The organism is Paenibacillus glufosinatiresistens (assembly GCF_031470375.1).
Lineage (GTDB): Bacteria > Bacillota > Bacilli > Paenibacillales > Paenibacillaceae > Paenibacillus_AQ > Paenibacillus_AQ glufosinatiresistens.
This window is the reverse complement of record NZ_JAVFHT010000005.1, coordinates 188,834-209,363: the sequence shown is the minus strand read 5'-3', so window position 1 is coordinate 209,363 and position 20,530 is coordinate 188,834. Positions and strand designations below refer to the sequence as shown.

Here is a 20,530-nt window from a genome sequence, read left to right as displayed (position 1 = left end):
AGTCTCTCCTTCTCTCTAATTTCGGTTCAGGTGTTCGAGATAAGCGGTCAACAGCGCCTCCAGCTCTCCGCAGGCTTCGGCAAGCGCCGGGTGCCCCGTCAGGTTGGACAGCATGCCGTTAATGACGGCTCTTCTCGGCAGGGGAAGGCGAACCTCTTCTTCCAGCACGGACAGCGACACCTCGATGTCCTCGCGCTCGCCCGCCTGAAGACTGTCGCCCGCAGCGGCGAGTTCCCGAAGCCGGCGGATAAGCTGAAGCGGGTGCCGGAACGGCGGCTCTCCGCAGGAGATCAGCTCGGCCAGACGGGAGGCCGACAGCAGCGGCTCGGCCTTTCCCTCGATCAGACCGGCCGCCACCATATCCAGCAGCCGGATGAAATGGTCGGCAATGGCGGGTACTTTCAGCGGAGAGAAGGGGTGGAACAGCGCCCGCACATAGGCGCCGACCATGCCGTCGGCGAACAGCCAGAGATCGCCCGAGTAGGGGGCAATTCCCGGTCCGTAGATCTCGCTAAGCCGCTTCCCGAACCAGGCAATCAGCGTCGGCTGCAAGTGGCGCATCCATTCGGCGGGCTTCTTGTCCCGTGTGCTCCCAACCCATTCCTGCACCTGGCGGAGCAGGAACTCCCGCAGCTCGTACAGGTGGTGAAGCAGAATCTCGATCTGCTCGCGCAGCTTCTCTCTCGGCGTCCGGCCGGGCGCGTGGTCCGCAGCCAGCAGAGGTCTGCTGATCAGCCGGAAGCAGTAGAGGAAGATGCTCTCTTCAAGCTCTTCCTTTGATTTAAAGGACAGATACAGGCTTCCCTTGGAGATGCCGCAGCGCTCGGCGATATCCTGCATGGAGGTCGATCCGGGTCCCTTGTCGGCATACAGCTCCATGGCGGCCTTGATAATCTGTGTTTTTTTGTCGGCGGTTCGGTCGGCCAATACGCTTAAGACTCCTTTCCCTGCACGGTAATCCGGCAGTCTGACTATCCGGTTCTCTGATTGACTGATTGGTCAAACCGATTATAGTACAGATGGCCGGAGAATACAAATTCAGCGGTTCCTTTCAGAAATCAATGGGAAGAATGGACAGGATCATGTACAATGTAGAGTGGGCCCACAGCGACTTTTATGTAAAGGTAGGTAATCATGAGAAGAGGTATTCAGGCGATCATTATCATAGGCGCTTTTCTCGCCTTCTATTATTTCGGAGTCGGCCTCTTCGGCAGCACGGCCGCAACCATCATCAGCGTCTTCTCGACGCTTGCGGTCGTCTCGATCTGTCTGGCGATCTTCATGGAGAACCGGAATCCCACAGCCACGCTGGCCTGGATTCTGCTGCTCGTTCTTATTCCGGTGGTCGGGCTCGTGTTCTACTTCCTGTTCGGACAGAACGTGTTCAAACGCCGCAAGTACGACAAGAAAGCCGTCCGCACGCAGACGGCCTACGAGCGGATCGACAACGACGCGCTGCGCATGCACCAGGACTGGTCCATCTTCAATCCGGCGCAGCAGAAGCTGCTCGGTCTGTCCCAGCGGCTCGCGCGGACGCCGATTTCTTTTACCAGCGAGACCCGGGTGCTGACCAACGGAGAGGAGACCTTCGGAACGCTGCTGATGGAGCTCCGGCAGGCCCAGCACCATATTCATATGGAGTATTACATCTTCCGGGCGGATGAGATCGGAACCCGGATCAAGTCGATTCTGATCGAGAAGGCCAAGGCGGGCGTGAAGGTCCGGTTCATGGTGGATGCGGTCGGAAGCATGCAGCTGCCGCGCGCATTTCTGGACGAGCTGTCGGAAGCCGGCGTGGAGGTGGCGGCCTACGGCAAGTCGCGTTCCTTCTTCTCCAGCCGGGTCAATTACCGCAATCACCGCAAAATCGTCGTGATCGACGGCGACGTCGCCTTCATGGGCGGCCTCAACGTCGGCGATGAATACCTGAGCCGCAGCAAGACCTACGGATTCTGGCGCGATACCCACATGCTGGTGCGCGGCGAGGCTGTCCGGACCATGCAGATTATCTTCCTTCAGGACTGGATGCATACGACCGGCGAGCGGATTCTGGAGCAGGATTACCTGTCGCCGCAGCTTCGCTACACCGCGGGCGACGGCGCGGTTCAGATTATTCCGAGCGGACCCGACAATGAACGCCGGGCGCTCAAAAATATTTTCTTCGCGATGATCACCTCCGCCCGGAAATCGGTCTGGATTGCCTCTCCGTATTTCATCCCGGATGAGGATATCTACACGGCGATCCGCGTTGCCGCCATGTCGGGTCTGGATGTGCGCCTGCTGTTCCCGGCCAAGCCGGACAAGCGGATTCCGTTCTTCGCTTCGCATTCCTACTTCCCGCTGATGCTCGACGCGGGGGTCAAGATCTACGAATACGAGAAAGGATTCATCCATTCCAAAATTCTGATTATCGACGGCGAAGTCGCGACTATCGGCACGGCCAACATGGACATGCGCAGCTTCCACCTCAATTTCGAGGTCAATGCGCTGCTGCTTCAGTCCGAGAGCGTCAAGCGCATTGTCTCCGACTTCGAGCGCGACCTGCTCTCGACCCGGCTGATTGTGCATGAGGAATTCATGCAGAAGCGTCTGCTGGAGCGTCTGCTCGAGTCGGGCGCCCGGCTGATGTCGCCGCTGCTGTAGCGGGAGCGCCCGGCCTTGGCTCGGCCTGTTCGGCAGGCAGATGCGTCCGGACGCGGAATTGGGGCGGGTGGATGTATCGCCGATAGGGAAAGAGAACCAAGAGGACACCCTAGAGGTGTCCTCTTGCCGTTAGGGGCGGAGGTTCCTGAACGGCCGGCCTCGGGGAAGCTTCGGGTGACAGTCCTCTGCACGGTATGTATAATGGTTGTACAGGATTTGTATAAACCTTAACTGGAGTGAACGGCGGCATGTATACAATTAAAGAGGTCGCAGCGATGCTCGACATTCCTTCGGTTACCCTTCGGGCCTGGGAGAGCCGCTACCAAGCGGTGATTCCGCAGCGGACGGAGTCGGGATACCGGCTGTACAGCCAGCGCGATGTTGACGATCTTAGGTGGCTGAAGGAGCAGACAGAAGCCCGGGGAATCGGCATTTCGCACGCCGTCCGGCTGTTGAAGGCCGGCAGGGAGGCGGCCCCGTCCGACAAGCCCGTTGCGGCGGCTCCCGGTACGCCGGAACAGGCCTTCCTCCAGCTGCGGCGGCAGATCTACGAGGCGCTGTTGGAATTTCAGGGGGAACGGGCGGCAGGATTGACCGATTTCGGATTCTCGGTCTACGGCTACGAGACCATGTTCCACGAGGTGCTGGCCCCGGTGCTTGTCCTGGTGGGCGATGCCTGGGAGAACGGAGAGGCCACCGTGGCCCAGGAGCATTACATGACCCATTTTGTCGCGAACCGGTTCCATGCGCTGTTCCATGTGTTCCCCGTCAATGCTTCCCTGCCGAAAGCGGTCTGCTTCTGTCCCGCCGGAGAACGGCACGAAGTCGGTCTTCTGCTGTTCTCGCTGTTCCTGCGCCGCAACGGGGTGGAGGTCATCTATCTGGGAGCGGATACGCCGGAGGAGGGAGTCTCCGCGCTCCTACGGGAGAAAGACGGAATCGGAGCCGTCTGCCTGTCCCTGACCGACCGGGCGCTGCTTCCCTATGCGGAAGAAGTGATTGCGCGGCTGGCCGGACTGGCGGAAGGGGCGCTGTTCATTGCGGGCGGGAGCGCATTCTCCGACTGGCAGAGTCCCGAGGGCTTCCCGGTCCGGCTGCATAGGTCCGGAGAGAATCCGGCCCGGTGGCAGAGCTGGTTCAGCGCCGTATTCGCAGGCCGGAGCCGCCTGCCGGGCAGAATGACGTAGAATTTCATATCCGTAAGAAGCCGGTGGGTCCGAACCGGCGGATTGCCTTGCAGAAGCCCCGGTTGCCGGGGCTTTTTGGCGTGGGCTTCAGAGGCAGCCAAGGCCATAAACCGGCAAAATCGACATTTTTTTAGTTGTGGCCAATCGGTGACGTTTACAGACGGATGAAAAGCCGTTATGATGTTGTATATAGATTGTATAGTATTTGTACAGTTATTGTATAATGTTTGCACAATTGGCCGAAGGGCCAGGGCGGAGGAACGCATGTGACACAGGATAGAACGGCCGCGCGGGTTGCGGTCATCGGAGCGGGACCGGGCGGGCTGGCCGCGGGCATGCTGCTGGCGGCGGAGGGATGCGAAGTCACCGTGTATGAGAAGCAGGCGGTGGTCGGCGGGCGGTCTGCCCGGCTGGAACTGGGAGCCTACCGGTTCGACAGGGGGGCCACCTTCCTCATGATGCCGCATCTGCTGGAGGAACTCTTCGAAATGGCAGGACGGAAGCTTGAGGATTATGTAACGCTGCTGAAGCTGGACCCGCTGTACAGCCTGCATTTCGGCGATACGGTGTTCTCGCCGGGAACCGACCGGGACCGGACCGAGGCGGAGATTGAACGGCTCTTCCCCGGCGACGGCGCGGGGTACCGCCGGTTCATGGCCGACGAGGAGGATAAATTCGCGCGGATTATGCCGCTCTTGCAGCGGCCGTTCGGTTCGCTGGCCGACTATGCCCGGAAGGACGTGCTGCGCGCACTGCCGAAACTGCATGCCGCCGATACGGTATACGGCCGGCTGTCCCGGTATTTCCGCGATGAGCGGCTGCGCTTCGCGTTTACTTTTCAGGCCAAGTATCTCGGAATGTCGCCTTGGGATTGCCCGGGAACCTTCACGATTCTCTCCTATCTGGAGCATGCGTACGGGCTGATGCATCCGGTCGGGGGCGTGCACCGCGTGCTTGAGGCGATGGCCGAGGTGACCGAAGAACACGGCGGCGTTATCCGGACTTCTGCGGGCGTCCTCCGAATCCGGGTGAAGAACGGCCGGGCAACGGGGCTTGCGCTGGAGAACGGCGAGGAGGTGGAATGCGATTACGTGATTCTGGGGGCGGACTTCGGGTCGGCCATGACGACCCTGTTCGAGCCGGGTACGCTGAAGCGCTATACGCCGGACCGAATCGCCCGGAAACGCTTCTCCTGCTCCACCGCCATGCTGTATCTCGGTGTGGACGGGAAGCTGGACCTTCCGCACCATGCCGTTCATTTCGCGGCGGATTACCGGCTGAATGTGGAAGAGATTACGGCGGCCGGCCGGCTGTCGGCCGACCCTTCCCTGTATGTGCACAACCCTTCTGCGATTGATCCGACGCTGGCCCCGCCCGGCAAATCCTCGCTCTACGTGCTGATGCCGGTACCGAACCTGAAGGCGGACATCGACTGGGAAGCGGAGCGGGAAAGGGTCCAGGCCTCGATGCTGGAGCGCCTGACGCGAATTCCCGGTCTTGAGGACCTCCCGGAGCGGACCGAGGAGCAGCTCTTCTTCTCGCCGCTGGACTGGCAGGACCGGCTGGACGTCTATGCCGGGGCGACCTTCAATCTGGCCCACAATCTGGGCCAAATGATGGCGCTCCGCCCGCATAATGCCTTCGCCGAGGTCGACGGAATCTGGCTGGTGGGCGGAGGCACCCACCCCGGAAGCGGACTGCCGACCATCTTCGAGTCGGCGAAGATCAGCGCCCGGCTGCTGCTGGAGCGCCACGGCGCTTCCCGCAGACGCGCTGCTGCGGCCGGCGCGGGCCGGGAGGTGACGGGATGAGCCGGATCGGTATCGTCGGCTCGGGAATCGGCGGTCTGACGGCGGCGCTGCTGCTGAGCCGGCAGGGGCATGAAGTTACGGTGTTCGAGCGCGGCTCCGAACCCGGCGGAAGAGTGGCCTGGGAAGCCGAAGGCCCCTACCGGATCGACAAGGGGCCGACGATTGTCCTTCTGCCGGATATGCTGCGCGGCATCCTGGAGGAGGGCGGCTTTCCGGCTGAGCGTCTGGAGCTGCTGCGCTGCGACCCGATGTGCGCGGTTCATGTGCGCGGAGGCCGAACGCTGCGCCGCTATGACAACCCGGCCGCCCAGATGGCGGAGATCGAGCGGCTGTACCCCGGAGAAGGCGCGGGCTTTCTCCGCTTCATGTCCGAGATGGCCCCGCTGTTCCCTCTGGGGCAAGCGGCTTTTCTGGAGCGGAGCTTCCCGAACCGGCGCTCGTTCTTCAGCGCAGGCAATCTGAAGCTGATGGCGCGCCTTCGCGCCTATCAGAGTCTCCGGGCAGCGGTCGGCCGCTATTTCCGCAGCGAGGAGCTGCGGGACGCCTTCTCGCTGCAGAGCCTCTATATCGGAGGCGCTCCGTTCCGGACGCCGGGTCTGTACACGATGCTTCCCTATGCGGAGCATGCCTTCGGCGTCTGGATGCTGCGCGGCGGCTACGGCGCGCTTCCGGGTCTGATCGCCTCCGAGCTGCGGCGGCGCGGCGTGCATTTTCGGATGAACGCCGAAGTCACAGAGCTGACGGTAGAAGACGGCGTCTGCACCGGCGTAGTTGCCGAAGGCGCAGTTTTCTCCTTCGACGCCGTGCTGTTCAACGGCGAGTTCCCGTATCTGCGCGGCCTTCTTCCGCCGGAAGCGGTCCGGCTTCTGCCCGGAGGGAAGCGGCGCGGCAAGGCGGGCGCAGTTCGGGCCGAAGCCAGCGCGGCCGCAGACGGACCGCAGGGAATTCATGCCCGCGCCGCCCGGATTCGGGAAGAGGAAGGCCGTCTGCCGCAGGGCGGCGGATCTCGGCCGCACGGGCCGGAGCCGGATGAAAGAGCGGATTCCCGGTATCAGCCTTCCTCGGGCTGTCTGCTGATCTATCTGGGCGTGGCGAAGCGCTGGGCGGAGACGGAAGTGCATCAATTCTTCCTGCCCGCCTCGCTGGATGCAAGCCTTCGCGAGCTGTTCGGGCGGGGCGTCGTCCCCGCAGACCCGTCCTATTATGTCTTCAATCCGGTCGCGCTGGACAGTGCGGCGGCTCCCGAGGGGGAGAGCGTGCTGTATTTCCTGGTGCCGGTTCCCTCGGGAAGCGGAACGGACTGGGAGGAAGCGGCAGGACCGCTGGCCGAGCGGGTGCTGGCCGACGCGGAGACGCGGGGCTTCCCGGGGCTTGCCGCCCATATCCGGTGGAAGCGGATACGGACGCCCGCGGATGCCGAGCGGGAAGGTCTGTACGGGGGAGGAAGCTTCGGCATTGCGCCGGTGCTCTCCCAGTCGGGCGTCTTCCGGCCGCAGCCGAAGCCCGGAGGAATTGCAGGATTGTACGCCGCCGGGGCTTCGGTGCATCCCGGCGGCGGCGTGCCGATTGTCATGCAGGGGGCCCGGATGGCCGCCCACCAAATTGCAGAGGAGCTGAGAGCCAATGAACGGCGAGATTATTCGACAGTGTGAGGAAATGATGAAGAGGGGCTCGTCTTCGTTCTACCGGGCATTTGCCGGACTGCCGAGTCCGCGCCGGGAGGCGGTCCATGTCATCTATGCGTTCTGCCGGCTGATCGACGACAGCGTGGACGAACCCGAGAATGCCCCGTATACCATTGGGGAGCTGCGGCGGCTGTTCACGGATCTCGATACCGCCGAGGGCCATTTCATCTGGCCGGCGCTCCGCTGGCTGTTCAATTCGTTCCCGCAGATCGGCCGTGATCCGTTCCTGCTGCAGATGGAAGGACAGCTGCGCGACCTTACCTTCACCCATTACCGGACGCTGGATGAACTGGAATCCTACTGCTACCTGGTGGCGGGCACGGTGGGCGAGATGCTGCTGCCGGTACTTCGGGACGACCGCAGCGAAGCTGCCGTATCCGCGGGAATTTCGCTGGGCATAGGCATGCAGATTGTCAACATCATGCGCGATGTCGGCGAAGATCTGGAGCGGGGCCGCCGCTATCTGCCGCTTGAACTGCTGGAGAAATACGGTTACGGAGCGGAGGAGCTGGAGCGCGGCGTTGTGGATGAACGCTTCATTGCCCTGATGCGGGAACTGCGCAGCCATGCGCACCGCTGGTTCCGGCTCGGTCTGGCCGAAGTGGACTCCTACCCGCCCGAGAGCGCTATGGCCGTTGAGCTGGCAGGGGCGTTCTATGCAGCGATCCTGGATGTCATTGAAGATGCCGGTTACGATGTGTTCGCCGGAAGAGCCATTGTCGGGGATGAGGCGAAGCTGCGGATGTTCCGCAAGATTGCGGGACGCTATGCCGCCAGCGAAGCCGGACGATGGCCGGTCACCGGCTGATGGCGCGGCTGTTCTGGTTCTGGTATGCGGCGGGAACGGTGCTTCTGGTGCTGCTGCGTCTGCCGGAGAGCCTGGAATTTGCCAACGGTCTGTTCCTGGTCTTCTATGCGCTGTACGCCTGCTCGCTCCATCTTCGGGAGAGACTCGGCACAACCGGGAATGACTCGTTAGTCATTAAAAAAACACCGCCGGACGCCTATGCCGTCCCTCCGGGCAGATTGGGGCGAATACGCCGAACCGGTCATTTCGGCCAAACCAGCCAAACCAGCCAAGTCAGCCAAACCGGCCAAACCGGCCAAACCGGCCAAACCGGCCAAACCGGCCAAACCGGCCAAACCGGCCAAACCGGCCGGAAAGATGGCCTTCCCCGGACTGTTCTGACGGCTGCGCTCATCTGGCTGGCAGGTATGGGGGTCGAGTGGATCGGCGTTCATACCGGACTGCTGTTCGGGGATTACCGGTATTCCTCCGCCCTTGGACCGCTCATGTTCGGCGTGCCCGTTACCCTTGGCTTTGCCTGGATCGCCGTTGTGCTGAACGCGCTGCTGCTGGCGCCGGGAGCGGCGGCGGCTTCCGGGAAGAAGGGAGCCGCCTTCGGCTGGCGTCCGCTGCTCTTCCGGGCCGTTCTGACCGGGTGCTGGGCGGTGCTGCTGGATCTGGTGCTGGACCCGGTGGCCCAGGCCCGGGGCTATTGGGATTGGGGGACGGACGCCGGGTTCTACGGCGTGCCGTGGAGCAATTTTGCCGGCTGGTTCGCCGCCGCCGCGCTGCTCTCCTTCGCACCGGGCCGAATCCGCTTCTCTCCCGCCGGCATTCGGCGGGGCGTTCGGCTCTATCAGGCGATGCTGCTGATGTTCGGTCTGATCTCGCTTCGCGACGGCCTGCCGCTCTGCGCGCTGATCGCCGCCGCGGGCATTCTCTTAGCCGAAGGGAGGGTACGCCATGCTTCGCGCCGACAAGCGGCCCGGGTTTGACTGGTTGTTCTACCGGTACAACAAGGGATATCTGATCTCCCGGCATTTCCGCGGGTTCGCCGCCGCCGGAGAGCTTGCGCCGGCTTCGGCCGGGCAGCGGCCGCTGCTCTATATCATGAATCACAGCTCCTGGTGGGACGGTCTGTTGGCCTATCACGCCGCCCGCACTCTGACCCGGGGCGACCATTACTTCATGATGGAAGAGGCGCAGCTTCGCCGGTACCGCTTCTTTCGCAAGCTGGGGGCGTTCTCGGTATCTCCCGGGGACCCCGCTTCAGCCGCTGTCTCGCTCCGCTATACAGTCCGTCTCCTCCGGGGAGGCGGCAGCGTCTGGATGTATCCGCAGGGAGAGATCGTCCCGCTGGAGCAGCGGCCGATCCGCCTGAAGCCCGGCGCTGCGGGGCTGCTCCGGCTCTGTCCGGAGGCGGCCGTCGTTCCGGTTACCCTCTACCACGGCCTGTTCCGCCATTCCAAGCCGGAAGCGACGCTGCTCGCTGGTCCGCCGCTGCTGGATGATTGGAGCGGCATGGAGCGCAGCGAGATCGGGAACCGGCTGGCAGCTGCGCTGACTGCCCAGCTGGAGGAGCACCGGGAGCGGGCCATCGCCGGAGACGGCCGTCTGCCGCCGGGCTTTGTTCCGCTGGTACGGGGCGGGAAATCGGTGCAGGAGCATTTCGACGGCGTATTCGGGAGGGGACGGACATGACGCTGCTCTTGAAGGTGATTGCCGCAGCTCTGGTGATTCAGCTGCTGTTCGCCTGCTGGAATACGGTTCATCTGCCGCTGCTCGGGAGCGGAGGATCTGCCCCTGGCCGCCGGGCCGGGAGAGAACGAAGCCGGGAAGCGGGAGCGGCAGCGAATGAGCGGACTGAACCGGAGGACGGGGCTGAAGAGGCTGGAGGAACGATGCATAAGACGGCGGTCAACCCGAAGCCGGGAAGCTTCCCTCGGAAAAGCTGCGGTGAGGCGTCCGGGGCCCGGCCGGTCCTGTCGATTCTGATTCCGGCCCGCGATGAAGCGGACCGGATCGGCGGCTGTCTGGCCTCGGTTCTCGCCTGCCGCGAGGCGGAGGCGGCCCGAGATTCTCGTTCTGGACGACGGCTCGGAGGACGGGACGGCAGAGGCCGCGAGGCGCGCCGGAGGCCCGGCGGTGACGGTGCTGGCCGGCCGCCCGCTGCCGGAGGGCTGGGCCGGCAAGCCGCATGCCTGCGCCCAGCTCGCGGAAGCGGCCCGGGGCAAGTGGCTGCTCTTTCTCGACGCCGATGTCCGGCTGGCGCCGGACGCGCTGGCGGCGGCGATGGCAACGGGGGAAGCGGCCGGCGGCGGGCTCGTTACCGGCTTTCCCCGGCAGGAGACGGGGACGTGGCTGGAGCGGCTGGTCGTGCCGCTTATGCTGTTTACCGTAGTCTGCCACCTGCCGGTCCCGCTGGTCCGGGGCTCCGCCGATCCCCGGTTCGTGGCGGCGCACGGCGGCTTCATGCTGATCCGCCGTGACGCCTACGACGCCTGCGGCGGACACAGGGCCGTCGCTTCGGCGCTGGTGGATGACATGGCGCTGGCCCGGGCGGTCAAATCGGCGGGAATGCCGGTGACCCTGGCCAATCTGTCCGACCATGTCCGGATGCGCATGTATGAGAACGCGGGGGAAGTCTGGCGGGGCTACCGCAAAAACCTGTACGACGGCCTCGGCCGCCGTCCGCTCCTGCTGCTGGGCGTCATGGCGGTGTACCTGACCGGGTACGTCCTTCCGCCGGCCGTGCTGCTCGGAGCAGGCTTCGCCGGCGATCCCGGGCCAGCGGCCTGGGCTTGTGCCTGCATGCTTCTCGGCGCGGCGATCAAGCGGGTCGCCGATGCGGCAGGGCGGAAATCCGGGGGATACGCGCTGCTGCTGCCGGCCGGAATGCTGGCCCTTGCGTTCATCGCGGCCGCCTCCTGGCGGGGAGCCGGCCGCGGATATTGGTGGAAAGGAAGGCGATACTTATGAGACAGCGGACAGCGGTGGTGATCGGGGCGGGCTTCGGAGGCCTGTCCTGCGCGGTCACGCTCGCCGCCCGGGGGTGGCGCGTGACGGTTCTGGAGCGCCAGGACGCTCCGGGCGGAAAGCTGCGGCGCGTGGAGGAGAACGGCTACCGGTTCGACCGGGGGCCGAGCACCATTACGATGCCGCAGGCTTTTGCCGCCCTCTATGAGCTGGCGGGCGAGCGGATGGAGGACCATGTGGAGCTGTATGAGCTGGAGCCCCGCACCCGCAACTGCTTCGCGGACGGCTCGGTCGTCGATCTCAGCCGCGACCCGGAGCGGACGGCGGCGCAGATTGCGCTCTACAGCCCGCAGGATGCGCTGCGCTATCCCGCTTTTCTTCGGGAAGCGGAGAAGCTGTCCCGGCTCAGCCAGCGGCGCTTCCTGAACAGAGGGCCGCTCAGCCTTCGGGACAAGCTGTCACCGGGAATGATCCGGGATCTGGTGCGCGTGCGTCCGCTGGTGCGGCTGGACACGCTGCTCCGCCGCTACTTCAGCCATCCGAATACGCTGGCGATGTTCGGGCGGTATGCTACCTATGTCGGTTCCTCTCCTTACCGGGCGCCCTCCATCTTCGCCATGCTCGGTTATACCGAGGCGGGGGAGGGGGTATTCGGGGTCCGCGGCGGCACTTACCGCTTGATCGAGGCGCTGACCGGCCTGGCGGAGCGCCTCGGCGTGACCCTGCTGACCGGAACGGAAGCGTCGTCGCTTGCCGTGCGCGGCGGCCGGGTCACGGGCGTCGAGACCGCGGGAGGCTTCCACGGGGCCGACGCCGTCATCTGCGGCGGGGACGCGCTCAGCGTCAGCAGAATGCTGCTGCCCGAACGCAGCCGCCCGTCGCTGAGCGACCGGAAGATCGGGGCGCTGGAGCCGTCGCTGTCCGGCATGGCGATTCTGGCGGGGGTGAGGCGCACCTATGAAGAGCTGCTGCATCACACGGTGTTTTTTCCGGCGGACTACCGGCCTGAATTCGAGGCGCTGTTCGATACCCGCACGCCTCCGGCCAATCCCGCCGTCTATGTCTGCCACTCGGGACATTCGGAGCCGGGACTTGCGCCCGAAGGGGGCAGCAATCTGTTCATCCTGGCCAATGCGCCCGCGCTCAGCCCGGCCTGCGACTGGGAACGCGAGGCAGAGGCCTACGGCCGCCGCGTGCTGGATACGCTGGAAGCGCGGGGCATCGGCGGCCTGCACGGCGCCGAAGTGCTGCGCCGCTGGACGCCGCAGGATATCGAGCGCGACACGCTGGCCCACAAGGGAGCCATCTACGGCATCTCATCCAATACGGCGCGGCAGACGTTCTTCCGCCCGGGCAACCGCTCGGCGGAGCTTCCGAATCTGTGGTATGTCGGAGGAACGGTCCATCCCGGCGGCGGCACGCCGATCGTCTCGCTCTCGGGCCGTCTGGTGGGAGAACGGATTGCGCAGGAGGCGCTCCGCTGAAGGGACGGGATGCCGCGCGGCATCCCGTCTTCGGACATGGTATAATAGGACACTGATATCGGCGCGCGATGAGGGCGCGTCTAACTTACAGTACGGCAGGAGGAAGCCGCGATGGATGCGAGCAGGAACAACAGACCGGCGGAAGCGGGCCGGAATGACGGACCGGGAGACGCTGCTATAGAGGCGTGCAAAAATAGCGGGCCGGCGGGCGCTGCTGACGAAGCGGGCGCACAGGACGGACCGGCAGACGCCGCGCCGGATGCGAGCCGGAGTAACGGACCGGACGCCGCTTCCGGCTCGCTGCTGCCCGAGCACCGCACGGGCGAGCGCAAAATCGAGCATGTCCGGCTCTGCCTGAACGGCGATGTCGCCGCCCGCGGCGTCACCGCCGGCTTCGAGCGCTACCGGTTCCGGCATAATGCGCTCCCGGAGATCAACTTCGCGGATATTTCATTGAAGGCCTCCTTTCTCGGCTGCGAGCTGCGCACCCCGCTGCTGATCTCGTCGATGACGGGCGGCAGCGCAGCCACCGGCCGGATCAACGCCCGGCTCGCGGAAGCCGCGCAGCGGCGGGGCTGGGCGCTCGGCGTCGGCTCCGTCCGGGCCGCAGTGGAACGCGCGGAGCTGGCGGAGACGTTCCGCGTCCGGGACCGCGCGCCGGACATTCCCGTCATCGCGAATCTCGGCGCAGTCCAGCTAGCGCTCGGCTTCGGGCCGGATGAATGCCGGCGGGCGGTGGACATTGCCGGGGCGGACTGGCTGGTCCTGCATCTGAACACGCTGCAAGAGGTGTTCCAGCCCGAAGGCCAGACGGCCTTTGCGGGACTGCTGCCGCGCATCGAGGCGCTGTGCCGAAGCCTCGAGGTGCCGGTCGGCGTCAAGGAAGTCGGCTGGGGCATCGACGGGGAGACGGCGGTCCGCCTCCGCCGGGCCGGCGTGGCCTTTATTGATGTCGCCGGGGCCGGGGGCACCTCGTGGAGCCAGGTGGAGAAGCTGCGCAGCTCTTCGCCTGTCCACCGGGCCGCAGCGGAGGCTTTTGCCGACTGGGGCATACCGACGGCGGACTGCATCGCCGAGGTGCGGGCCGCCCTGCCGGAGACGCCGCTGATCGGCAGCGGCGGACTTGCCGGCGGCGTCGATGCCGCCAAGGCGCTGGCCTTGGGCGCGGACCTGGCCGGCTTCGGCCGGGGGCTGCTCGGCCCGGCGGTGGAATCGGAAGCGGCGCTGGACGAGGCGCTGGCCCGGGTTGAGCTGGAGCTGAAGACGGCGATGTTCGGAATCGGCGTCTCTTCGGCCGGGAAGCTGCGGGGACATAAGCGGCTGGTCCGCGTCTAGGGCGGCATCTTTCGCGGTGTTGCCGCGCATTTTGTTCTCATATATAATAGGTGAGATCGAGAGCGGGATGAGATCAATTTCACGATAAATGGGAGTTGTCATATAAATGGCTTTGAAAGCGGGTATCGTTGGACTGCCGAACGTCGGCAAGTCGACGCTGTTTAACGCAATTACGCAGGCGGGCGCGGAGTCGGCCAATTATCCTTTCTGCACCATCGACCCCAATGTGGGCGTAGTGGAGGTCCCGGACGAGCGGCTGGACAAGCTGACCGAGCTGGTGGTTCCGAACAAGACGGTGCCGACGGCGTTCGAGTTCGTCGATATCGCGGGGCTGGTGCGCGGTGCGAGCAAGGGCGAGGGTCTCGGGAACAAGTTCCTGGCGCATATCCGCGAAGTGGACGCCATTGTGCATGTCGTGCGCTGCTTTGAGGACGAGAACGTGACGCATGTTGACGGCAAGGTAAATCCGATCAGCGACATCCAGACGATCAACCTGGAGCTGATCCTGGCCGATGTGGAGAGCGTAGAGAAACGGATCGACCGTTCCCGCAAAAACATGAAAGGCGGCAACAAACAATACGCCCAGGAAGTGGAAGTGCTGGAGCGCATCAAGGACGCGCTCTACAACGATATGCCGGCCCGAAGTGTGGAGCTGTCGGACGAGGAGAAGCAGATTGTGCGCGATCTGCACCTTTTGACGATGAAGCCCGTGCTGTACGCCGCCAACGTCGGCGAAGACGAGGTAGCCAGCGCCGAAGAGAATCCGTACGTGAAGCAGGTCCGCGAATTCGCGGCTGCCGAGAACGCCGAAGTCGTGCCGATCAGCGCGAAGGTGGAAGCCGAGATCGCCGAGCTGGAAGGCGAAGACAAGGCCATGTTCCTGGAGGAGCTGGGACTGGCGGAGTCCGGCCTCAACCGGCTGATTAAGGCCGCTTACCGGCTGCTAGGCCTCTATACGTACTTCACGGCCGGCGTGCAGGAAGTGCGCGCCTGGACGATCCGCAAGGGCACGAAGGCGCCCGGCGCAGCCGGCGTCATCCACTCCGACTTCGAGCGCGGCTTCATCCGTGCGGAAGTCGTCGCCTACGACGACCTGATCGCCGCCGGCTCGATGAACGCGGCCAAGGAGCGCGGCCAGCTCCGGCTGGAAGGCAAGGAGTACGTCGTGCAGGACGGCGACGTGATGCATTTCCGGTTCAACGTGTAACCGGAAGAACCGGATGCGCGCTGTCTCCCGGCGGCGCGAAGCTGTCTACTGGGTTAGCCGTCCGCAGGCGGCAACAGAACCATAACGCCCCGAACCGCAGAGTTGCGCCGTTCGGGGCGTTTTTTGTACACGTCTCCGGGAAGCACTGGCTCCTGCACGGTCTGCTCATAGCGCTGTCTGCTGATAGGCCTCCGACTGTCCTGCCCGCTATATCCGCCTGCCGCCCTACTCGCATACGCTTCCAAGCGCCGCCCGGTTCGGACCCAGAAGACCTTATTTGGCTCATTCTTCTGATTGTCCGGAATTAACGGACACCAGAGACCTTATATCGAAATCTAAGCGTTAATCATGGCCTGAATCACCCCAATAAGAGCTCCTAGGTCCGCGAAGAACGAAAAAAGGCTGCTTACAGAACAAATAAGGACTCTGAGGTCCGAAATCCGGGATTATGCGAACATCCGGCGCTCTGGCAGATCTGCGAATGGACCCGATGACCGAGTCGGATAACTCGGCATTCGATTCAAATGGGCGTCTACTGTATTGCACCTCTTCACACCTGTTCAAAATATTATGGCTTATTTGTATGATGCGGAGGTCGCGCTAATAGGGACAGGAAACAATCTGGCGGAAATTTTGTTTCTTATGCGTTTGATGCTATTTTTTGCTCCATAGCCGCCGCCATAGCCTTATAAGCCTGTCTGAACCGCCACCGGGTCACCTTAGGAAGCCAGCGCATCCCTTGTAATCTGCTCGATGTCGATCGGGCAGCGGGAGCCCTCTGCCACCATGTCGGGGAGAATATGGGTCAGGAAATAATCGACGCAATGCAGCGGAACTTTCTTGATCGCGATGAGCGCCAGACGGTACATGACCACAAATTCGGGCTCTGTATTGCCGCGCTGGAGTTCGCCGAAGGCCTCGTAGACCTGGTCGAGCTTGTCCGCCACTTCCAGGATGCGTCCCTCCAGGGAGTCATCCTTGCCTTCGCGCAGCTGCCTGCGGAAGATCGGCTTGAATTCCTCGGGAATATGCTCGTCGATGAAATGGGCGACCATGCCCTCTTCGACCTTTTGCAGCATGGCGCGCAGTTCCAGAGAGTAGTGCTTTACGGGCGTCTTGATGTCCCCGATAAAAATCTCCCCGTAATCATGGCTGCTCGTAACCTCGTACAGCTTCTTCCAGTCCACGGCTGCGCCGTGGCTCTCCTCGATGTCGGCCAGCGTCTTGGCGTATTGAACGACCTTCCACGAGTGGGCCGACACGCTGTGCTCCTCGAATTTGAACCGCCCGGGACAGCGGATGATGCGTTCCAGATCGGTTAATGATTGAAAATAGGCGTGGATTCCCATCGCGGATCTTCCTTCCTCCGGGCTTGGCATCGTGCATGCCAACCGGATCGTATTTTCTTCCAGTCTAAACCGGATTTGTTAGCGGACCATTAACTTCCGAAGAGAGGTGGACCGGTTCCGGTGCGCGGGAAGGGCCGTAACCGGCGGTGTAGCCAACCGCCGCTCTTCGTGATATAATATAAAGTCGTGTATGCCATGTTTATTTGCAAGGGCGTAGACGCTTTTTTTCAAATTATCCGAATGGAATCAGGAGAGGTGAATTCCCTTGTTGGACCGATTGCAATCTCTGGCGGACCGCTATGAGAAACTCAGTGAACTGCTTTGCGATCCGGATGTTGCAAGCGACAGTAAGAAACTGAGGGACTATTCCAAAGAGCAATCCGATCTGCAGCCCGCTTACGAGGCTTACGTTGAATATAGAACCGTCATGGAAGAGCTGGACGCCGCCAAGCAGATGCAGGGCGAGAAGCTGGACGACGACATGCGCGAAATGGTGAAGATGGAGATTGACGAGCTGTCTTCCCGCCAGACCGAGCTGGAGGAGAAGATCCGCATTCTGCTGCTGCCGAAGGACCCGAACGACGACAAGAACGTGATCGTGGAAATCCGCGGCGCGGCCGGCGGCGACGAAGCGGCGCTGTTCGCTTCCGACCTGTACCGGATGTATACCCGTTATGCCGACAACCAGGGCTGGCGCGTGGAACTGATGGACGCCAACATGAACGATCTCGGCGGCTTCAAGGAAGTCATCTTCCTGATTAACGGCAAGGGCGCTTACAGCAAAATGAAATACGAGAGCGGCGCGCACCGCGTACAGCGCATCCCGACGACCGAATCGGGCGGACGCATTCACACCTCGACCTCTACGGTAGCGGTCATGCCGGAAGCTGAAGAGATCGACATCGAGATTCTCGACAAGGACATCCGGGTCGATACGTTCTGCTCCAGCGGGGCGGGCGGCCAGTCCGTCAACACGACCAAGTCGGCGGTGCGCGTCACGCACATTCCAACCGGCATCGTGGCTACCTGCCAGGACGGCAAATCGCAGAACTCCAACAAGGAGAAGGCGCTGCAGGTGCTGCGCGCCCGCATCTCCGATATGATGCGCCAGGAAGAGGAAGCGAAATACGCGGGGGAACGCAAGTCGAAGGTCGGCACAGGCGACCGGAGCGAGCGCATCCGCACCTACAACTTCCCGCAGAGCCGGGTGACGGACCACCGGATCGGACTGACGCTGCACCGGCTGGACCAGGTCATGAACGGCGAGATTGAAGAAATCATCTCCGCGCTCTCGATTGCCGAGCAGGCGGAACTGATGGAAAAAGGAGAATAATGCTTTGAGACAAGGCGCATTTGTTATGTCGCAGGTGCAAAGCATCCGGGAAGCCTTTGCGGAGGCTTCTTCTTTTTTGGCGGCAAGCGGAGCTCACGAGCCGCAGCGCAGCGCCCAGCTGCTGCTGGAGCATGTGCTGGGCGTCTCGGGCGCGGGGTTCTACCTGGCGCTGGCCGAGCCGTTCCCGCCGGAACGGGCCGAAGCGTGGCAGGCTGCGGTCAGCCGCCGGGGCCGGGGCGAACCGGCGCAGTATATTATCGGGGAGCAGGAATTCTACGGCCGCCCCTTTGAGGTGACGCCGGACGTGCTGATCCCGCGGCCGGAGACGGAGCTGCTGGTGGAGGCAGTGCTGCGGTACGCGGCGGAGCTGTGGCCGGCGGGGAGCGCGGGCGCCGGGAGCGGAAGCGCCGGGCCTGACCGGCAGACGGCGGAAGACGGCCGAGGCGATTCCGGCGGAGAAGGCGGTCAGGGGGGAGCTGGAACGGTAGGCGGGGAAGGCAGTTATGGCGGGGCCGGAACGGAAGACGGCCCAAGCGAGCCGCTGCCGGCGCCGTCCGCCGTCCGCCCGCTGACGGCGCTCGACATCGGCGCCGGCAGCGGCGCCATCGCCGTCACGCTGGCGGCCGAGTCGCCGGCGTGGCGCGTGCTGGCCGGCGATCTCTCGCCGGCGGCGCTGGCCGTCGCCGCGCGCAACGCCTCCCGGCACGGCGCGGCGGTGGAGCTGCGGCTCGGCGATCTGCTGGAGCCGTTCCGGGGGCTGGAGACGGATATCCTCGTCTCCAATCCGCCCTACATTCCCGGCGGCGATCTCGCCGGGCTGCAGGCGGAGGTGCGGGACTTCGAGCCGCACCTCGCGCTGGACGGCGGGGCGGACGGGCTGGACCCGTACCGCCGGATGCTGGAGCAGCTTCCGCTGCTCGCCCGCCCGCCGCGCCTGATCGGCTTCGAGCTCGGGCTCGGCCAGGCGGAAGCGGTGGCCGGCCTGCTGCGCGCGGCCGGCCATTGGAACGAGGTCGTTACGATTGACGATCTCGCCGGCATTCCGCGCCATGTATTGGGAATGGCGCGCGGTTGAAATACCTGCCCCCGCTCCGTACAATGAGGGAAGAACGATTGTATCCGCGCACTGCGGGAACGAAGCGGGGCGTGACATCGTTTATTATCAATATGGCCAGCACGGCTGCGCCGCGTTCGGGCCTGGCCGTGAAGATTCAATCTTAGGAGGAGCCGCGTTGTTGCATAAATTCAAGAAAATCGACGGCGGCATCGTCGTCGTGCTGCTGCTGCTGATGGTCATCAGCCTGTTCGCGATCTACAGCGTGACCCATGGCCGGGCCGAGGACGGCTTCCAAATCAAGATGCTGAAATTCTATGTGCTCGGCTTTGCGGCCTTCATCGGCTTGTCGCTGTTCGATTACCGCTGGCTCGTTAAATATGCGCTCTATATCTACATCCTGGGCATCGGCATTCTCGTGCTGGTCAGCTTCATCGGCAAGGTGGAGAACGGGGCGCAGGGCTGGATCAAATTTGGCGGATTCAGCCTGCAGCCGGCAGAGCTGTTCAAGCTGATTCTCATTCTGTTCCTGTCTGCGGTGCTGTTCCGCAAGAATCGGGCGAGGCTCCGGTTCTGGGGCGATGTCGTGCCGCTCGCGCTGGTGACGCTGCTGCCGTTCGCCATTGTCATTATGCAGAACGACCTGGGCAACGGACTCAGCTATTTTGTTATCCTGATGGGGATGCTGTGGATCGGCAACATCCGGTTCACCCATGCGCTGCTCGGACTCGTGATCCTCGGCGGTTCCATCGGCGGGGGAATTTTCTCTTATGTGCATTACCATGACCAGGTGACGCATTTTCTCTCCGACACCTTGGGACGGCCCCATCTCGTCGAGCGGTTCGATCCGTGGCTCGCGCCCGAGAAAGCGACGGCCAAGGCCAGCTATCATACGAAGAATGCCAAGCTGGCCATCGCTTCGGGCGGCATGAGCGGAGAAGGCTACATGAAGGGTAGCTCGGTGCAGACGGAGCGGGTACCGTATACGTATTCCGATTCCATCTTCGTCGAGATTGCCGAAGAATTCGGCTTCGTCGGCTCGGCGGTGCTGCTGCTGCTGTATTTTATCCTGATTCACCGGATGGTTCTGATTGCGCTGGAGTGCCGGGACCGGGGCGGGCCGATGCTGATCGTCGGCGTCGTCGCCATGCTGCTGTACCAGATCTTCGAGAATATCGGCGCTTTCCTTGGGCTCATGCCGCTGACCGGCATCACCCTGCCGTTTATCAGCTATGGCGGCACCTCGCTGCTGATCAACATGGCGAGCATCGGGCTTGTAATGAGCGTGCGCCTGCACGGGCGGGAAGAGGAAGAGGATTTGCCGGAACTGGAGTATAACAGCCCTGCCAAGGGCGGCTCCGGCGGTAAGTCGGCCAGAACTTCCAGGACGGCGAAGCAGGCGTGAGAGGGGGAGGGACAGGAGCGGCGTTCGCAGTCTTGCCTGTTCCGAGGGTGTACACAACTCAATCGAGATTTTATAGTCAAGCGGTCGTTCAAGAATACTCTTCTTGGGCGGCCGCTTTGATTATAGGCATTAAAAAATACAATTAACCAAATTTCGGGAGCCGATATCCCCGCCGGACAGGAAGGGGTAACCCCCTATTGGGTCTTTAATCAGACGGTTCAATATGAGGGCAAGACCAGGCCTCGTTGCTTGGTGAAAAAAGACGGCATGGTTG

At 63.3% G+C, this 20,530-nt stretch carries 16 protein-coding genes; 14 read left to right on the top strand and 2 right to left on the bottom strand.

What is annotated here, in order from left to right; all coding sequences use genetic code 11:
* Positions 1-15: 15 nt before the first annotated feature.
* Positions 16-927 carry a TetR/AcrR family transcriptional regulator gene (locus tag RBI05_RS08750; protein ID WP_310550800.1) on the bottom strand — a complete coding sequence of 304 codons (912 nt, stop codon included), beginning with the start codon at positions 925-927 and terminating at the stop codon, positions 16-18.
* A 207-nt stretch (positions 928-1,134) separates the two neighbouring features.
* Here RBI05_RS08750 and cls point away from each other — a divergent pair, with 207 nt between their 5' ends.
* The 11 genes from cls to ychF all read left to right on the top strand — a co-directional run bounded on the left by cls (position 1,135) and on the right by ychF (position 15,115).
* On the top strand, positions 1,135-2,643 hold the full coding sequence (gene cls / locus RBI05_RS08745; protein WP_150459391.1) for a cardiolipin synthase: 1,509 nt from the start codon (positions 1,135-1,137) through the stop codon (positions 2,641-2,643).
* A gap of 248 nt (positions 2,644-2,891) precedes the next feature.
* The gene (locus tag RBI05_RS08740) at positions 2,892-3,830 is read left to right on the top strand and encodes a MerR family transcriptional regulator (protein WP_310550799.1); all 939 of its coding nucleotides are present in this window, start codon (positions 2,892-2,894) and stop codon (positions 3,828-3,830) included.
* 266 nt (positions 3,831-4,096) lie between these two features.
* Positions 4,097-5,641 carry a phytoene desaturase family protein gene (locus RBI05_RS08735; RefSeq protein ID WP_310550798.1) on the top strand — a complete coding sequence of 515 codons (1,545 nt, stop codon included), beginning with the start codon at positions 4,097-4,099 and terminating at the stop codon, positions 5,639-5,641.
* Entirely contained in the window at positions 5,638-7,293 is a 1,656-nt protein-coding gene (locus tag RBI05_RS08730) for a phytoene desaturase family protein (protein ID WP_310550797.1), read from the top strand. Before RBI05_RS08735 ends, RBI05_RS08730 begins: the two co-directional genes overlap by 4 nt.
* On the top strand, positions 7,265-8,134 hold the full coding sequence (locus RBI05_RS08725; RefSeq protein ID WP_150459393.1) for a phytoene/squalene synthase family protein: 870 nt from the start codon (positions 7,265-7,267) through the stop codon (positions 8,132-8,134). Before RBI05_RS08730 ends, RBI05_RS08725 begins: the two co-directional genes overlap by 29 nt.
* A complete protein-coding gene (locus tag RBI05_RS08720) occupies positions 8,116-9,108 on the top strand; it encodes a carotenoid biosynthesis protein (RefSeq protein WP_310550796.1) in 993 nt (330 codons plus the stop codon). The genes RBI05_RS08725 and RBI05_RS08720 overlap by 19 nt, the downstream gene beginning before the upstream one ends.
* On the top strand, positions 9,077-9,814 hold the full coding sequence (locus RBI05_RS08715) for a lysophospholipid acyltransferase family protein (RefSeq protein ID WP_310550795.1): 738 nt from the start codon (positions 9,077-9,079) through the stop codon (positions 9,812-9,814). The genes RBI05_RS08720 and RBI05_RS08715 overlap by 32 nt, the downstream gene beginning before the upstream one ends.
* A 306-nt stretch (positions 9,815-10,120) precedes the next feature.
* Complete coding sequence (locus tag RBI05_RS08710) at positions 10,121-11,092, top strand: glycosyltransferase (RefSeq protein ID WP_310550794.1); 972 nt, start codon at positions 10,121-10,123, stop codon at positions 11,090-11,092.
* The gene (locus RBI05_RS08705) at positions 11,089-12,573 is read left to right on the top strand and encodes a phytoene desaturase family protein (RefSeq protein ID WP_310550793.1); all 1,485 of its coding nucleotides are present in this window, start codon (positions 11,089-11,091) and stop codon (positions 12,571-12,573) included. Before RBI05_RS08710 ends, RBI05_RS08705 begins: the two co-directional genes overlap by 4 nt.
* A 111-nt stretch (positions 12,574-12,684) precedes the next feature.
* Complete coding sequence (fni, locus tag RBI05_RS08700; RefSeq protein ID WP_310550792.1) at positions 12,685-13,908, top strand: type 2 isopentenyl-diphosphate Delta-isomerase; 1,224 nt, start codon at positions 12,685-12,687, stop codon at positions 13,906-13,908.
* Between the two features lie 106 nt (positions 13,909-14,014).
* Entirely contained in the window at positions 14,015-15,115 is a 1,101-nt protein-coding gene (gene ychF / locus RBI05_RS08695) for a redox-regulated ATPase YchF (protein ID WP_150459397.1), read from the top strand.
* 719 nt (positions 15,116-15,834) lie between these two features.
* Here the strand turns inward: ychF and RBI05_RS08690 are convergent.
* Complete coding sequence (locus tag RBI05_RS08690; RefSeq protein WP_310550791.1) at positions 15,835-16,464, bottom strand: YfbR-like 5'-deoxynucleotidase; 630 nt, start codon at positions 16,462-16,464, stop codon at positions 15,835-15,837.
* 265 nt (positions 16,465-16,729) lie between these two features.
* On the opposite strand from RBI05_RS08690, the gene prfA reads away from it, so the two are divergent.
* From prfA to RBI05_RS08675, 3 genes are all read left to right on the top strand, one after another.
* Complete coding sequence (gene prfA, locus RBI05_RS08685; protein ID WP_150459399.1) at positions 16,730-17,797, top strand: peptide chain release factor 1; 1,068 nt, start codon at positions 16,730-16,732, stop codon at positions 17,795-17,797.
* Between the two features lie 4 nt (positions 17,798-17,801).
* Positions 17,802-18,872 carry a N5-glutamine methyltransferase family protein gene (locus tag RBI05_RS08680; RefSeq protein WP_310550790.1) on the top strand — a complete coding sequence of 357 codons (1,071 nt, stop codon included), beginning with the start codon at positions 17,802-17,804 and terminating at the stop codon, positions 18,870-18,872.
* Positions 18,873-19,029: 157 nt separating this feature from the next.
* On the top strand, positions 19,030-20,256 hold the full coding sequence (locus tag RBI05_RS08675) for an FtsW/RodA/SpoVE family cell cycle protein (protein ID WP_310550789.1): 1,227 nt from the start codon (positions 19,030-19,032) through the stop codon (positions 20,254-20,256).
* Positions 20,257-20,530 lie beyond the last annotated feature (274 nt).

What these genes read in the sequence shown, in the direction of transcription:
- RBI05_RS08710 (WP_310550794.1), top strand. Translation starts at nt 10,121, where the DNA reads ATGAAGCGGACCGGATCGGCGGCTGTCTGGCCTCGGTTCTCGCCTGCC.
- cls (WP_150459391.1), top strand. Translation starts at nt 1,135, where the DNA reads ATGAGAAGAGGTATTCAGGCGATCATTATCATAGGCGCTTTTCTCGCC.
- RBI05_RS08720 (WP_310550796.1), top strand. Translation starts at nt 8,116, where the DNA reads ATGGCCGGTCACCGGCTGATGGCGCGGCTGTTCTGGTTCTGGTATGCG.
- RBI05_RS08730 (WP_310550797.1), top strand. Translation starts at nt 5,638, where the DNA reads ATGAGCCGGATCGGTATCGTCGGCTCGGGAATCGGCGGTCTGACGGCG.
- RBI05_RS08740 (WP_310550799.1), top strand. Translation starts at nt 2,892, where the DNA reads ATGTATACAATTAAAGAGGTCGCAGCGATGCTCGACATTCCTTCGGTT.
- RBI05_RS08705 (WP_310550793.1), top strand. Translation starts at nt 11,089, where the DNA reads ATGAGACAGCGGACAGCGGTGGTGATCGGGGCGGGCTTCGGAGGCCTG.
- RBI05_RS08690 (WP_310550791.1), bottom strand. Translation starts at nt 16,464, where the DNA reads ATGGGAATCCACGCCTATTTTCAATCATTAACCGATCTGGAACGCATC.
- ychF (WP_150459397.1), top strand. Translation starts at nt 14,015, where the DNA reads ATGGCTTTGAAAGCGGGTATCGTTGGACTGCCGAACGTCGGCAAGTCG.
- RBI05_RS08725 (WP_150459393.1), top strand. Translation starts at nt 7,265, where the DNA reads ATGAACGGCGAGATTATTCGACAGTGTGAGGAAATGATGAAGAGGGGC.
- RBI05_RS08715 (WP_310550795.1), top strand. Translation starts at nt 9,077, where the DNA reads ATGCTTCGCGCCGACAAGCGGCCCGGGTTTGACTGGTTGTTCTACCGG.
- fni (WP_310550792.1), top strand. Translation starts at nt 12,685, where the DNA reads ATGGATGCGAGCAGGAACAACAGACCGGCGGAAGCGGGCCGGAATGAC.